This window comes from Rugamonas brunnea, from assembly GCF_014042345.1.
GTDB lineage: Bacteria > Pseudomonadota > Gammaproteobacteria > Burkholderiales > Burkholderiaceae_D > Rugamonas > Rugamonas brunnea.
This window is the reverse complement of sequence record NZ_JACEZT010000017.1, coordinates 41646-55599: the sequence shown is the minus strand read 5'-3', so window position 1 is coordinate 55599 and position 13954 is coordinate 41646. Positions and strand designations below refer to the sequence as shown.

The 13954-nt window shown below is 67.5% G+C and carries 11 protein-coding genes; 9 read left to right on the top strand and 2 right to left on the bottom strand.

The window, feature by feature from the left end:
• Positions 1 to 2 precede the first annotated feature (2 nt).
• From paaE to paaZ, 8 genes are all read left to right on the top strand, one after another.
• Positions 3 to 1082 (top strand): 1,2-phenylacetyl-CoA epoxidase subunit PaaE, encoded by a 1080-nt coding sequence (gene paaE / locus H3H37_RS21180; RefSeq protein ID WP_182166223.1) that lies wholly within the window; start codon positions 3 to 5, stop codon positions 1080 to 1082.
• A 34-nt stretch (positions 1083 to 1116) separates the two neighbouring features.
• Positions 1117 to 1908: a 2-(1,2-epoxy-1,2-dihydrophenyl)acetyl-CoA isomerase PaaG gene (gene paaG, locus H3H37_RS21175; RefSeq protein ID WP_182166221.1), complete on the top strand. Its 792-nt coding sequence runs from the start codon at positions 1117 to 1119 to the stop codon at positions 1906 to 1908.
• 2 nt (positions 1909 to 1910) lie between these two features.
• Positions 1911 to 3464, top strand: a complete 1554-nt coding sequence (gene paaH / locus H3H37_RS21170) for a 3-hydroxyacyl-CoA dehydrogenase PaaH (protein WP_182166219.1) — start codon at positions 1911 to 1913, stop codon at positions 3462 to 3464.
• A 133-nt stretch (positions 3465 to 3597) separates the two neighbouring features.
• The gene (gene paaI, locus H3H37_RS21165; RefSeq protein ID WP_229218955.1) at positions 3598 to 3996 is read left to right on the top strand and encodes a hydroxyphenylacetyl-CoA thioesterase PaaI; all 399 of its coding nucleotides are present in this window, start codon (positions 3598 to 3600) and stop codon (positions 3994 to 3996) included.
• A 51-nt stretch (positions 3997 to 4047) separates the two neighbouring features.
• Positions 4048 to 5370, top strand: coding sequence for a phenylacetate--CoA ligase PaaK (gene paaK, locus H3H37_RS21160; protein ID WP_182166215.1), 1323 nt, complete (start codon positions 4048 to 4050; stop codon positions 5368 to 5370).
• Positions 5371 to 5417: 47 nt separating this feature from the next.
• The gene (gene pcaF, locus H3H37_RS21155) at positions 5418 to 6623 is read left to right on the top strand and encodes a 3-oxoadipyl-CoA thiolase (RefSeq protein ID WP_182166213.1); all 1206 of its coding nucleotides are present in this window, start codon (positions 5418 to 5420) and stop codon (positions 6621 to 6623) included.
• A gap of 16 nt (positions 6624 to 6639) precedes the next feature.
• On the top strand, positions 6640 to 7251 hold the full coding sequence (gene paaY, locus H3H37_RS21150) for a phenylacetic acid degradation protein PaaY (protein ID WP_182166211.1): 612 nt from the start codon (positions 6640 to 6642) through the stop codon (positions 7249 to 7251).
• 58 nt (positions 7252 to 7309) lie between these two features.
• The gene (gene paaZ / locus H3H37_RS21145) at positions 7310 to 9361 is read left to right on the top strand and encodes a phenylacetic acid degradation bifunctional protein PaaZ (protein ID WP_182166209.1); all 2052 of its coding nucleotides are present in this window, start codon (positions 7310 to 7312) and stop codon (positions 9359 to 9361) included.
• Here paaZ and H3H37_RS21140 read toward each other — a convergent pair.
• Positions 9336 to 11561: a putative bifunctional diguanylate cyclase/phosphodiesterase gene (locus H3H37_RS21140; protein WP_182166207.1), complete on the bottom strand. Its 2226-nt coding sequence runs from the start codon at positions 11559 to 11561 to the stop codon at positions 9336 to 9338. The genes paaZ and H3H37_RS21140 overlap by 26 nt on opposite strands.
• Positions 11562 to 11741: 180 nt before the next feature.
• A complete protein-coding gene (locus H3H37_RS21135; RefSeq protein WP_182166205.1) occupies positions 11742 to 12968 on the bottom strand; it encodes a M24 family metallopeptidase in 1227 nt (408 codons plus the stop codon).
• Positions 12969 to 13165: 197 nt separating this feature from the next.
• On the opposite strand from H3H37_RS21135, the gene H3H37_RS21130 reads away from it, so the two are divergent.
• Positions 13166 to 13954: a ferredoxin--NADP reductase gene (locus tag H3H37_RS21130; RefSeq protein WP_182166203.1), complete on the top strand. Its 789-nt coding sequence runs from the start codon at positions 13166 to 13168 to the stop codon at positions 13952 to 13954.

The following is a 13954-nucleotide window of genomic DNA, read 5'->3' as shown; positions in this document are numbered from 1 at the left end:
CCATGAGCAAATTCTATCCGTTGACCGTCTCTCAGGTGCGCAATGAAACGCGCGACACCATCGCCGTCACCTTCGCCGTGCCGCCGGAACTGCGCGACAGTTTCGCGTTCCAGCAGGGCCAGCACCTCACGCTGCGCACCCACATCAACGGCGAGGACGTGCGCCGCTCGTATTCGATCTGCTCGGCGGTGCAGGATGGCGCGCTGCGCGTGGCCATCAAGCGCACCACGGGCGGCCTGTTCTCGGGCTGGGCCAACGACACGCTCAAGGCCGGCGCCACGCTGGAAGTGATGCCGCCCATGGGCCACTTCAATGTGCCGCTCGATCCGCAAAGCCGCCGCCGTTACGTGGCCTTCGCGGCGGGCAGCGGCATTACGCCCATCCTGTCCATCATCAAGACCACCTTGCTGGCCGAACCGCACAGCAGCTTCACGCTGTTCTACGGCAACCGCGCCTCCTCGTCCGTGATCTTCAAGGAGGAACTGACGGACCTCAAGGACCAGTACCTGGACCGCCTCAACCTGGCCTACGTGATGAGCCGCGAGCAGCAGGACATCGACCTGTTCAACGGCCGCATCACCAAGGAAAAATGCCAGCAGTTCCTGCAGCACTGGATCGATATCAAGGACTACGACGTGGCCTTCATCTGCGGCCCGGAGGACATGATGCATGGCGTGTCGGAGGCGCTGCAGGAGGCGGGCATGCCCAAGTCGCAGGTCAAGATCGAGCTGTTCGCGGCCAGCATCCCCAAGCACCAGCACCAGAAGCGCGCGCTGGACCCGGCGCTGGCGCGCCACGAGACGGAGGTGACGGTCATCATGGACGGCAACCACACCACCTTCACCATGGACAAGGACAAGGAGTCCGTGCTGGACGCGGGCCTGCGGGCCGGCATCGACATGCGCTATTCGTGCAAGGGCGGCGTATGCTCGACCTGCCGCTGCAAGGTGGTGGACGGCAAGGTGGACATGGACGTCAACTACGCGCTGGAGGATTACGAGATCGCGCGTGGCTTCGTGCTGAGTTGCCAGAGCTTCCCCGTGACGGACAAGCTGGTGGTCGATTTCGACCAGGCTGAATAAATCCCATCAACAGAATAATCATCCGCGAGACGCCATGAACTACGAAAACATCCTGTTCGAGATCAACGACGGCATAGCCCAGCTCACGCTGAACCGCCCGGACAAGCTCAATAGCTTCACGCAGGCCATGCACGATGAAGTCAAGCACGCGATCCACCGCGTGAACGGCGACAAGAGCGTGCGCGTGTTCGTGCTCACGGGCGCCGGGCGCGGCTTCTGCGCCGGACAGGATCTGGCCGACCGCGCCGTCGAACCGGGCGCGCGCGGCGTCGATCTGGGCGACTCGGTCGAGAAGAACTACGCGCCGCTGGTGCTGTCGCTGCGCGCGTTGCCCATGCCCGTGATCTGCGCCGTCAACGGCGTGGCGGCGGGCGCAGGCGCCAACCTGGCGCTGGCCTGCGATATCGTGCTGGCTGCCAAATCGGCCAGCTTCGTGGAAGTGTTCTGCAAGCTGGGCCTGATCCCGGACACGGGCGGCACCTATTTCCTGCCACGGCTGGTGGGCACGGCGCGCGCCATGGGCATGGCCATGCTGGGCGAGAAGCTCAGCGCCGAACAAGCCGAAGCCTGGGGCCTGATCTGGAAGTGCGTGCCCGATGACGAACTGGCGCAGCAAACTTCTGCCATGGCCAGGCACTTCGCCAGCGCGCCCACCAAGGGCCTGGCCTTCACCAAGCAGGCGCTGTACGCCAGCCCGGCCAACACCCTGCAACAGCAGCTCACGCTCGAATGCGGCATGATGAGCGAACTCGGTAACAGCGACGACTACCGCGAAGGCGTGGCCGCCTTCATGGCCAAGCGCGCCCCCAACTTCACGGGTAAATGAGCATGACGGCCCTCCCGACTTCGCGCGCGGTGGCCGTGATTGGCAGCGGCGCCATGGGCAGCGGCATCGCCCAGGTGGCCGCCGCCGCCGGCTACACCGTCAAGCTGTTCGACACCCGGCCGGAAGCGGTGGCCAAGGCCATCGCCGGCGTCATCGGCATGTTCAACAAGCTGGTGGAAAAGGAGCGCATGAGCGCGGCCGACGCGGCCGCCGCCGGCGCGCGCCTGCAGGCCGCCGTCACGCTGGCCGATGTGGCCGATGCGGGACTGGTGGTGGAAGCCATCGTGGAGAACCTGGATGCCAAGCGCGCCCTGTTCACGGAACTGGAAACCATCGTCGGCGACGACTGCATCCTGGCCACCAACACCTCGTCCATCTCCGTCACGGCCATCGGCGCGCCGCTGCGCCTGCCGCAACGGCTGGCGGGCATGCACTTCTTCAATCCCGTGCCGCTGATGGCGCTGGTGGAAGTGGTGAGCGGCCTGGCCACCGACGCCGCCGTGGCGGCCACCGTGTTCGACACGGCCGCAGTGTGGGGCAAGAGCCCCGTGCATGCCAAGTCCACGCCCGGCTTCATCGTCAACCGGGTGGCGCGGCCGTTCTATGCCGAAGGCTGGCGCCTGCTGAACGAGCAGGCCGCCGACGCCGCCACCATCGACGCCGTGCTGCGCGAGGCGGGCGGCTTCCGCATGGGGCCATTCGAGCTGATGGACCTGATCGGGCACGACGTCAATTTCTCTGTCACCCAGTCCGTGTTCCAAGCCTATTTCAATGATCCGCGCTTCACGCCGTCCGTGCAGCAGCTGGAGCTGGTCAACGCCGGCTTCCTGGGCCGCAAATCGGGCCGTGGCTGCTATCCGTATGGCGAAGGCGCGGCCGTGCCGCAGCCGCGTTGCGAAATGACGCAACCGCGTCCCGCCCAGGTTAATTTTGAAGTGGAGCCGGGCACCCATGGCCCCGTCACCGAAGCGCTGGCCGCCCGCCTGCGCGAACGCGGCATCGACGTGCCGCTGCGCCATGCGCCCGAAGGCCATGCGAGCGGCGAGGCGCCCGCCTTCCACTGCAACGGCGCCGCCGTCTACCTGACCGATGGCCGCACGGCCACCGCCCGCGCGCGCGACAACCAGCATGCGGACACGGTGCTGTTCGACCTCGCGCTGGACTTCGCCACGGCCAAACGCATCGCCGTGGCCTGCGCCGACCAGTGCGACCCGGCCGCGTTCAACGCCGTGGTCGGCCTGTTCCAGGCGGCCGGCTTCACCGTCACCCGCCTCGACGACGTGCCGGGACTGGCCGTGATGCGCACCGTCGCCATGCTGGCCAACGAGGCGGCCGACGCCGTGCACCAGGGCGTATGCAGCGCGCAGGCGGCCGACATCGCCATGCAGAAGGGCGTCAACTATCCGCGCGGCCCGCTTGCCTGGGCCGACGCCGTGGGCGTGGACCATGTGGTCACCGTGCTGCACAACCTGGCACAGGGTTACGGGGAGGACCGCTATCGCGTCTCGCCGCTGCTGCGCCGCCATCATGCTTCGGGAGTGCCCATCCATGCATAACGTCGCCAATCAGGAAGTCCACAAGGACGTGCACAAAGAGGCGCATAAAGAAGCGCATAAAGACGCCCATGCCCACCGCCCTGCGCTGACGCCCGAGCAGGCGCAGGCGCTGGCCGAGGCAGCCGGCGCCGCCATGTACGCGCGTGATCCTGCCAGCCAGGGGCTGGGCATGACCCTCGATTCCATCCGTCCGGGCTATGCGCGCATGAGCATGCCGGTGCGGGCAGATATGCTGAACGGGCACCAGACCTGCCACGGCGGCTTTATTTTCGCGTTGGCCGACAGCGCCTTCGCGTTTGCGTGCAACAGCCACAACCAAAACACGGTGGGCGCCGGCTGCACGATCGAGTACCTGGCCCCCGGCCGGCTGGGCGACATCCTCACCGCCGAGGCGGTGGAGCAGGCGCTGGCCGGCAAGAGCGGGGTCTACGACATCCGGGTCAGCGACCAGAACGGGCGGGTGCTGGCGCTCATGCGCGGCAAATCGCACCGTGTGAGCGGCGAGGTGACGCCGCCGCCTTCTTTCGTCTGATCCGTCTCGCATCGCAGCACCGGGCGCCACAGCGCCCGCAAGGAGAGAGCAATGGTAAATCGTATTCCCGGCCCGGACGATCTGGAGCCCATCGAACGCGCCAGCAAGGATGAACTGCAGGCGCTGCAACTGCAACGCTTGCAATGGTCGCTGCGCCACGCCTACGACAATGTGCCGCACTACCGGGCCGCGTTCGATGCGGCCGGCGTGCATCCGGACGATCTGAAGACGCTGGCCGACCTGGCCCGCTTCCCGTTCACGGGCAAGAAGGAGCTGCGCGACAACTACCCGTTCGGCATGTTCGCCGTGCCGCGCGAGCAGGTGGTGCGGGTGCACGCGTCCAGCGGCACCACTGGCAAGCCGACGGTGGTCGGCTACACCCAGAACGACATCGACACCTGGGCCAACGTGGTGGCCCGCTCGATCCGCGCGGCCGGCGGCCGGCGCGGCGACATGGTGCACATCGCCTACGGCTACGGCCTGTTCACGGGCGGCCTGGGCGCGCACTACGGCGCCGAGCGGCTCGGCTGCACGGTGGTGCCCATGTCGGGCGGGCAGACGGAAAAGCAGGTGCAGCTGATCCAGGACTTCAAGCCGTCCATCATCATGGTCACGCCGTCGTACATGCTCAACATCGTCGAGGAATTCCAGCGCCAGGGCCTGGACCCGGCGGCCAGTTCGCTCAAGGTCGGCATCTTCGGCGCCGAGCCGTGGACGGATGCCATGCGCGCCGAGATCGAACGCCGCGCCGGCATCGACGCGGTCGATATCTACGGCCTGTCCGAGGTGATGGGGCCGGGCGTGGCCAGCGAGTGCATCGAGAGCAAGGACGGCCCCGTGATCTGGGAAGACCATTTCTACCCCGAGATCATCGACCCGGAAACGGGCGAAGTGCTGCCCGACGGCAGCGAGGGCGAACTGGTGTTCACCTCGCTCACCAAGGAAGCGCTGCCCGTGATCCGCTACCGCACGCGCGACCTCACGCGCCTGCTGCCGCCGACCTCGCGTTCCATGCGCCGCATCGGCAAGATCACCGGCCGCTCGGACGACATGCTGATCATCCGCGGCGTGAACGTGTTCCCCAGCCAGATCGAGGAACTGGTGCTGAAGATGCCCAAGCTGGCGCCCGTGTACCAGCTGGTCGTCTCGCGCGAAGGCCACCTGGACAAGCTGGACGTGATCGGCGAGCTGCGTCCCGAAGTGTCGGGCCGGTTGACGGAGTTCGAGACGGAAGCCCTGTCGCGCGAACTGGAACACCACATCAAGACCTACGTGGGCGTGAGCACCAAGGTGCGCCTGCTGGCGGCTAACAGCATCGAACGCACGCTGACGGGCAAGGCCAAGCGCGTGGTCGACAAGCGCCCTAAGTCTTGAACGCCAGCCTGAAACCCTACATTGAACCATCCCAACGAGGAGCCTACGTGAACGACGCCTTCATCTGTGACGCCATCCGCACCCCCTTCGGCCGCTACGGCGGCGCCCTGGCCGGCGTGCGCGCCGACGACCTGGCCGCGCTGCCCATCGCCGCCCTGATGGCGCGCAACCCCGGCGTGGATTGGACCGCCGTGGACGACGTCTACTACGGCTGCGCCAATGGCGCCGGCGAGGACAACCGCAACGTGGGCCGCATGGCCGCGCTGCTGGCCGGCTTGCCGGTGGAGGTGCCGGCCAACACCATCAACCGCCTGTGCGGCTCCAGCCTGGACGCGGTGGGCATCGCCGCGCGCGCCATCAAGTCCGGCGAAGCGCAGCTGGTGATCGCCGGCGGCGTCGAGAGCATGACGCGCGCCCCGTTCGTGATGGGCAAGGCCGACAGCGCCTTCTCGCGCGCGGCGAAGATCGAGGACACCACCATCGGCTGGCGCTTCGTCAACCCCGTGATGAAGGCGCGCTACGGCATCGACAGCATGCCCGAGACGGCCGAGAACGTGGCCACGGAGTTCAACATCAGCCGCGCCGACCAGGACGCGTTCGCTGTGCGCAGCCAGCAGCGCTGGGCCGCCGCCCACGCGGCCGGCGTGTTCCGCGACGAGATCGTGCCCGTCACGCTGCACCAAAAAAAAGGTGAGCCTAAGGTGGTGGACACGGACGAGCATCCGCGTCCCGACACCACGCTGGAGATGCTGGCGAAACTGAAAGGCGTCGTCACGCCGGACGGCAGCGTCACGGCCGGCAACGCCTCGGGCGTGAACGATGGCGCCTGCGCCATCCTGCTGGCCTCGGCCACCGCCGCCGAACAGTACGGCCTGAAGAAGCGGGCCCGCGTGGTGGGCATGGCCACGGCCGGCCTGGCGCCGCGCATCATGGGCTTCGGCCCGTCGCCGGCCACCAAGAAAGTGCTGGCCCAGACCGGGCTCACATTGGCGCAGATGGACGTGATCGAACTGAACGAGGCGTTCGCCGCCCAGGGCCTGGCCGTCACGCGCGACCTGGGCCTGGCCGACGACGCGCCGCAGGTGAATCCCAACGGCGGCGCCATCGCCATCGGCCACCCGCTGGGCGCGTCCGGCGCGCGGTTGGTGCTGGCGGCGCTGAACCAGCTGGAACGCACGGGCGGACGCTATGGCCTGTGCACCATGTGCATCGGCGTGGGGCAGGGCATCGCCCTCATCATCGAGCGCGTGTAAGGAAAGGAGCGGCCCCATGGTCAAGGTCTATCAAATCAACGGCGTCACCCCGGTCGTGCATCCAACCGCCTACGTGCACCCGAGCGCGGTGCTGATCGGCGACGTGGTGGTCGGCCCGCGCTGCTACATCGGCCCGCTGGCCGCGCTGCGCGGCGACTTCGGCCGCCTGATCCTCGAGGAGGGCGCCAACCTGCAGGACACCTGCGTGATGCACGGCTTCCCCGGCTGCGATACGGTGGTCGAGCGCGATGGCCACATCGGCCACGGCGCCGTGCTGCACGGTTGCCGCATCGGCCGCAACGCGCTGGTGGGCATGAACGCGGTGGTGATGGACAAGGCCGAAGTGGGCGCTGACAGCATCGTCGCTGCCATGGCCTTCGTCAAGGCCGGCATGGTGATCCCGCCGCGCAGCATGGCCGTCGGCTCGCCCGCGCGCGTGCTGCGCACGCTGAGCGACGATGAGATCCGCTGGAAGAGCGAGGGCACGGCCCAGTACCAGGAGCTGGCCGTGCGCTCGATGCAGACCATGCGCGAAGTGGAGGCGCTGACGGAAGTGGAACCGGACCGCCCGCGCATCGAATGGGAAACCTCGCTGCCGCTGCACCTGCACAAGAACGCCACGCCCTGATTAACGAACTCCGGCCGCCCCGCACTGGCCGGACCAAGAACCGAACGGAGACTACAGTATGGCCCACACCCCGACCCTGCAAAGCCTGATCGGCGGCCGCTGGCTTGGCGCCGAAGCGGCCACGCCGCTGCACAACGCCCTGACCAACGCCGTCGTCTACCACACCCACGCCGAAAAGATCGACTTCAGCGAAGCCGTCCACTACGCCCGCAAGACCGGTGTGCCGGCCCTGATGGCGATGGACTTCCAGCAGCGCGCCGCGCGCCTGAAGGCGCTGGCCCTGTACCTGGTGGGCCGCAAGGAGGAGCTGTACGCGATCTCGCACCTGACGGGCGCCACCCGCGCCGACAGCTGGGTCGACATCGAGGGCGGCACCGGCACCCTGTTCGCCTACGCCAGCATGGGCAGCCGCGAGCTGCCGTCGTCCAACGTGCTGCACGAAGGCCCGGCCATGGCGCTCGGCAAGAGCGGCGGCTTCGCCGGCACCCACATCCTGGTGCCGCGCGGCGGGCTGGCCGTGCACATCAACGCCTTCAACTTCCCGATCTGGGGTTTGCTGGAAAAATTCGCGCCCAGCTTCCTGGCCGCCATGCCCTGCATCGGCAAGCCCGCCACGGCCACCAGCTACCTGACACAGGCGCTGGTGCGCATGATGCACGAATCGGGCCTGCTGCCCGAAGGCGCGCTGCAACTGGTGATCGGCGGCACGGGCGACCTGCTGGACCGCCTGACGGGCGCCGACGTGGTCACTTTCACGGGCTCGGCCGACACGGCCGCGCGCCTGCGCACTAACGCCAACCTGGTGGCCAACTCCGTGCCGTTCACGGCCGAAGCGGACTCGCTCAACTGCGCCATCCTGGCGCCGGACGTGACACCGGACGATCCCGAGTTCGACCTGTTCATCAAGGAAGTGGCGCGCGAGATGACGGGCAAGGCGGGCCAGAAATGCACGGCCATCCGCCGCATTATCGTGCCGCAGCAGCAGGTGCAGGCCGTGGGCGAACGGTTGCGCGAGCGGCTGGCCAAGGTCAGCGTGGGCGACCCGTCCGTGGAAGGCGTGCGCATGGGCGCGCTGGCTTCGAAGGACCAGCAGCGCGATGTGGCTGAACGGGTGGCGATGCTGGCGCGCGGGAACGAGATCGTGTTCAGCGCCGGCGACGGCTTCAAGCCCGTGGGGCAGGGCGTGGAAAACGGCGCCTTCTTCGCGCCCACGCTGCTGCTGTGCCGCGACGGCCTGCGCAACGACGCCGTGCACGACGTGGAGGCGTTCGGCCCCGTCAGCACCATCATCGCCTACGACGGCATCGACGAAGCGATGGCGCTGGCCGCGCGCGGCAAGGGCAGCCTGGTGTCCACGCTGGTGACCAAGGACGCCCGCACGGCCGCCTATTGCGTGCCGATGGCCGCCGCCTCGCATGGCCGGGTGCTGATCCTGGACCGTGTAGCGGCCGTCGATTCCACCGGCCATGGCTCGCCGCTGCCGCAGCTCAAGCACGGCGGCCCGGGCCGGGCCGGCGGAGGCGAGGAACTGGGCGGCATCCGCGCCGTGCGCCATTTCCTGCAGCGGGCCGCCATCCAGGGCTCGCCCACCATGCTGGCCGCCGTCACGGGCGAGTACGTGCGCGGCGCGGCCGTGCGCGAGAGCGAGCAGCACCCGTTCCGCAAGTACTTCCAGGACCTGCAGATCGGCGACTCGCTGCTGACCCACCGCCGCACGGTGAGCGAAGCGGACATCGTCAACTTCGGCGGCGTCTCGGGCGACTACTTCTACATGCACTTCGACGAGATCGCCGCTCGCGACACGCAGTTCGGCAAGCGCATCGCGCACGGCTACTTCGTGCTGTCGGCGGCGGCCGGGCTGTTCGTCTCGCCCGCGCCCGGCCCCGTGCTGGCCAACTACGGGCTGGACAACCTGCGCTTCATCACCCCGGTGGCGATCGGCGACACCATCCGCGCGCGCCTCACGTGCAAGCGCAAGGTGGACCGCAACCGCACCGACGACAAGGGCGTGGGCCAGGGCGTGGTGGCGTGGGACGTGCAGGTGACCAACCAGAACGACGAGCTGGTCGCCAGCTACGACATCCTCACGCTGGTGATGAAACGCAGCTGAGGTCCGCCGTCGCCATGCGCGCCCGGACGAAGGCTTCGAAGGCGTCGGGCGCCAGCGGCTGGCTGTAGTAGTAGCCCTGGATGTCGTCACAGCCCTGCTCGCGCAGCAGGGCCAGTTGCTGCTCCGTCTCCACCCCTTCGGAGACGGTGCTTAGACCCAGCCCGCGCGCCATGCTGACGATGGCGGCCACGATGGCCCGGTCTTCGGGGTTGCTGTCGATGTCGCGCACGAAGCTGCGGTCGATCTTGAGCTTGCAGATCTTGAACTGCTTGAGGTAGCTGAGCGACGAGAAGCCCGTGCCGAAATCGTCGATCGCCATGCGCACGCCCCGTTCGTGCAGGCGGTTCATGGTATGCACGGCGCCGTGCGGGTCGTGCATGGCCACCCCTTCCGTCAGTTCCAGTTCCAGGTATTCGGGCGCCAGCCTTTCCTCGTGCAGGATGCGGCTCACCAGCGCCGGCAGGTCGGGATGGCGGAACTGGTGCGCCGACAGGTTGACGGCCATCGTCAGCGGCGGCAGGCCCGCGTCCATCCACGCGCGCGCCTGGCGCACGGCCTGGCGCAGCACCCATTCGCCCAGCGGCAGGATCAGGCCACTGTGTTCGGCGGCCGGGATGAATTCGCCCGGCGCCACATTGCCCAGTTCCGGGTGCCGCCAGCGCAGCAGCGCTTCCGCGCCCACCACGGCGCCGCTGTGCAGCGCCACCTGCGGCTGGTACGCCACGTGCAGCTGCGCACTGCCGAGCGCCTGGCGCAGCGCCGCCACCAGTTGCAGCTGGCGCGTGAACCGGGCTTGCATGTCCGGCGCGAACAGCCGGTAGCCGTTGCGGCCTTCATGCTTGGCGCGGTACATGGCCATGTCGGCCCGTTGCAGCAGCAGTTCCAGTCCGTCGCCGTCTTCCGGGTAGATGGCGATGCCGATCGAGGCCGACAGGTTCAGGTCATATTGTTCGATGCGGCACGGCGCGGCGACGGCCGCCAGCAGCCGTTGCGCGCGCGCGGGCGCCTGTGCGCGCCCGGCGTCGCGCAACAGCAGCACGAATTCGTCGCCGCCCAGGCGGCAGGCCACGTCCTCGGGGGCGAGCTGGCCGCGCAGCCGGCGCGCCAGTTCGGCCAGCACGGCGTCGCCGGTGCCGTGGCCCAGCGCGTCGTTGATGTCCTTGAAGTTATCGAGGTCCAGGAACAGCAGCGCCACCGGGCGGCCGGCCAGGGCGGCGTCGCCGAATGCTTGCCGGGCCAGTTGCTGCATGTGGGCGCCGTTGGGCAGGCCCGTGAGCGGATCGAAATGGGCCAGGTAGCGCACCTGCGCTTCGGCCGCCGCGCGGCTGGCGTCGCTGCTGGCCAGCTTGGCGCGGGTGGCCGCCAGCCAGCCCTGCACGCTGTGCTCACGTCCCGGTTCCACGGCGATCGGGGTCTCGAAGTCGCCCCTGCCCAGGCGAGCGATGCTGGCGTGCAGGGTCCGGACGGACGCGCCCAGTGTGGTGCGCAGCAGCCACACCACGCGCAGCAGCAGCGTCACCAGCAGTGCGCCGGCCAGCAGGAAGGCCCGGCGCGCCCACACGGCCCGCTCTTTTGCATCGAACACGCTGGCGTCCGTGCGCTGTTCCAGCTGGAGCTGGAATTGCATGATGGGGCGCATGATGCCGGCCTTGGCCTGGTGGTAGGCCGCGTCGTTCAGCATGCGGTTGGCCCGGGCGCGGGCCGCCGCGTCGGCGTCCGGTCCGGCCAGCGCCATGGCCGCCTGCTCGATCCCTGTCAGGCGGTCGGAATTGGCTTTCGATTGCGCCAGCAGCGCCAGTTCGGCGGGGGTGATGCCGGCCTGGCGCATCAGCGTCAGCAGCGGCACGGCCGGCCCGTCCGCGCGCGGCGCATGGCCGTCGGCTGGCACCAGGTCCCAGTAGATGATGTGGTATTCGAGCGGGCGGGGGGCGCGGCCATCGCGGATGGCGAGGATGGCGTCGTAATGGTGGCGGAAGGCCGGCTCGCCCGTGGCCACGTAGCTGCGCGCCATGTGGGTCAGGTCGTCCGACGACTGGCGCAGCTCCTCCGACAGCAGCTCGCTCTCGTGGCGCATGTCGTTGGCCTGGTCGATCTGCTTTTCGCTCCACACATACAGCGTGAACGCGGCGCAGAACAGCAACGACAGGCCGGCCGTGAGCCAGGCGTAGCGCGCGAATCCGTTAGTGTCGGTCGTTGCCATGATGGAACAGATTGTGGAGTGCGCCGCCCGATCCGGCGAGCGGCATCCCTGATGACTATAGCATCGTGCTAGCCACTTGGGCTGCATAAGAAACCGGGGTCAGGTCATGAATTGAGGAAAAATTCCTCAATTCATGACCTGACCCCGGTTGTGGCCTTACTTGTGGCCTTACTTGTGACCTTACTTGCGTTGCAGGCGGAACGGGTCGTCGATGCTGTAGGCCGGCTGCGTGAACCACTTCGGGCCCTGCTCGGTCATGTAGAAGTGGTCTTCATGGCGCACCCCGAAATGGCCGGGGATGCAGATCATCGGCTCGTTCGAGAAGCACATGCCCACGTCCAGCGGGGTCTCGTCGCCGCCCACCAGGTAGGGCCACTCGTGGATGTCGAGGCCGATGCCGTGGCCGGTGCGGTGGGGCAGGCCGGGCAGCTTGTAGCCGGGGCCGTAGCCGTCCTCCTCCAGCGCGCGGCGGGCGGCGCGGTCCACGTCCTCGCACGGCACGCCCAGCTGCGCCGCATTGAAGGCGGCCAGCTGCGCCTTCTGCTCGCTGGCCCACACGGCCCGCTGATGGTCGCTGGGCTGGCCGTACACGTAGGTGCGGGTGATGTCGGAAATGTAATTGTGCAACTTGCAGCCCGTGTCGATCAGCACCGTGTCGCCGCGCTTGAGCGTTTGCACGTAGCTCACGCCATGCGGGTAGGCCGTGGCCTCGCCGAACAGCACGATGCAGAAGTACGAGCCGGAGGCGCCCACCTTGCGGTGCGCGCGCTCGATGAATTGTTCCACTTCCACCGTGGTGATCCCTTCGTGCAGGATGCTGGCCGTGGCCACGTGCACGGCCAGGGTCATGTCCTTGGCGCGCTGCATCAGGGCGATTTCGGCGGCCGATTTGCGGCTGCGGCACCAGGCCGTCACGGTGCGGGCGTTTTCCAGCGTGTAGCCGGCCGCCAGCGGGCGGATGCCGTCGACGATAAAGAAGGCGGCGCTTTCGCAGATGCCCACGCGCGGCGGGCGGTCGGCGTCCGGCGCCACGCCCATGCGCCGCAGGGTGGCGATGAACAGGTGGTAGGGGCTTTCATGCTCGTCCCAGCAGTTGACGGGGCCTTCCACCTGCATGAAGTCCTTGATCGTGGCTTCCTCGAAGGCGGGCGCGATGTATTCGAGCGCGCCGTAGGCCGGCAGGATGGCGCCCACCATGCGCTCGCTGGCCGACCAGCGGGTGCCGGTGAAGTAGGTGAGGTTGGCGCCGGCGTTCAGGTAGATGGCCGCGATGCCCTGGTCGCGCATATAGGCTTGCGCCTTGTGGATGCGTTGCCGGTATTCGTCCTTGCCGATGGGGACGGCGCCCGTTGTCATGTCGGAAAGGGTGGCCAGTGCCTGCTCGATGGTGCTGCCGCCTATGGTCATAATGTCTCCTGAGGGTATGTCGTGGGAGCGCGGATCATGGTGTCTGCGCTGCGCCGATGATAGCAGTTTCAGCCTGTCCGGCGGCGGTCGGGGGCCGCCTAAAATGCAGGCAAGTGGTGGAAGATGTACAATTGTCGTTTCGGCGCCCGCGCGCCATGCTTTAGATGCAACTCCATCAACTTGCAACCTCTACCTGTATGACCACTGCCAATTTCCCGAATTACTACTCAGAAACGGTGACCGAGGTCCATCACTGGAACGACACGCTGTTCAGTTTTAAAACCACGCGCAACGCTGGCTTGCGTTTCCTGTCCGGCCAGTTTGTGATGATGGGCCTGGAAGTGGAGGGCCGTCCCCTGGTGCGCGCCTACAGTATCGTGAGCCCCCATTACGACGATTTGCTGGAGTTCTACAGCATCAAGGTGCCGAACGGCCCGCTGACGTCGCGCCTGCAGCACCTGAAAGTGGGCGACACCGTGCTGGTGGGCAAGAAGCCGACCGGCACCCTGATCAAGGATAACCTGAAGAAGGGCCGCAACCTGTACCTGCTGAGCACCGGCACCGGCCTGGCGCCGTTCATGAGCATCATCCGCGACCCCGAGTACTACGAGGATTACGAGCATATCGTGCTGGTGCACGGCGTGCGCTTCGTGAGCGAATTCGGCTACAAGGACTTCATCGAGGCCGAACTGCACGACCATGAATACCTGGGCGATCTGATCAAGGACAAGCTGATCTACTGCCCGGTGGCCAGCCGCGAACCGTTCGTGCGCTCGGGCCGCATTCCCGAACTGCTGGAAACGGGCGCCCTGGCGGCCGAATTCGGCCTGGACCAGCTCGATCCCGAGCAGGATCGCGTGATGATTTGCGGCAACCCCGCCATGCTGCACGACCTGTCCGAGATGCTGAAGGCCAAGGGCTTCAATGAAGGCAATATGAACCACCAGGGCAGCTACGTGGTGGAACGCGCCTTCGTCGAGAAGTAA

Bases quoted from the DNA above. Each gene is read 5' to 3' on its own strand.
- paaE (WP_182166223.1), top strand. From the start codon at position 3: ATGAGCAAATTCTATCCGTTGACCGTCTCTCAGGTGCGCAATGAAACG.
- paaG (WP_182166221.1), top strand. From the start codon at position 1,117: ATGAACTACGAAAACATCCTGTTCGAGATCAACGACGGCATAGCCCAG.
- paaH (WP_182166219.1), top strand. From the start codon at position 1,911: ATGACGGCCCTCCCGACTTCGCGCGCGGTGGCCGTGATTGGCAGCGGC.
- paaI (WP_229218955.1), top strand. From the start codon at position 3,598: ATGTACGCGCGTGATCCTGCCAGCCAGGGGCTGGGCATGACCCTCGAT.
- paaK (WP_182166215.1), top strand. From the start codon at position 4,048: ATGGTAAATCGTATTCCCGGCCCGGACGATCTGGAGCCCATCGAACGC.
- paaY (WP_182166211.1), top strand. From the start codon at position 6,640: ATGGTCAAGGTCTATCAAATCAACGGCGTCACCCCGGTCGTGCATCCA.
- paaZ (WP_182166209.1), top strand. From the start codon at position 7,310: ATGGCCCACACCCCGACCCTGCAAAGCCTGATCGGCGGCCGCTGGCTT.
- H3H37_RS21140 (WP_182166207.1), bottom strand. From the start codon at position 11,561: ATGGCAACGACCGACACTAACGGATTCGCGCGCTACGCCTGGCTCACG.
- H3H37_RS21135 (WP_182166205.1), bottom strand. From the start codon at position 12,968: ATGACCATAGGCGGCAGCACCATCGAGCAGGCACTGGCCACCCTTTCC.
- H3H37_RS21130 (WP_182166203.1), top strand. From the start codon at position 13,166: ATGACCACTGCCAATTTCCCGAATTACTACTCAGAAACGGTGACCGAG.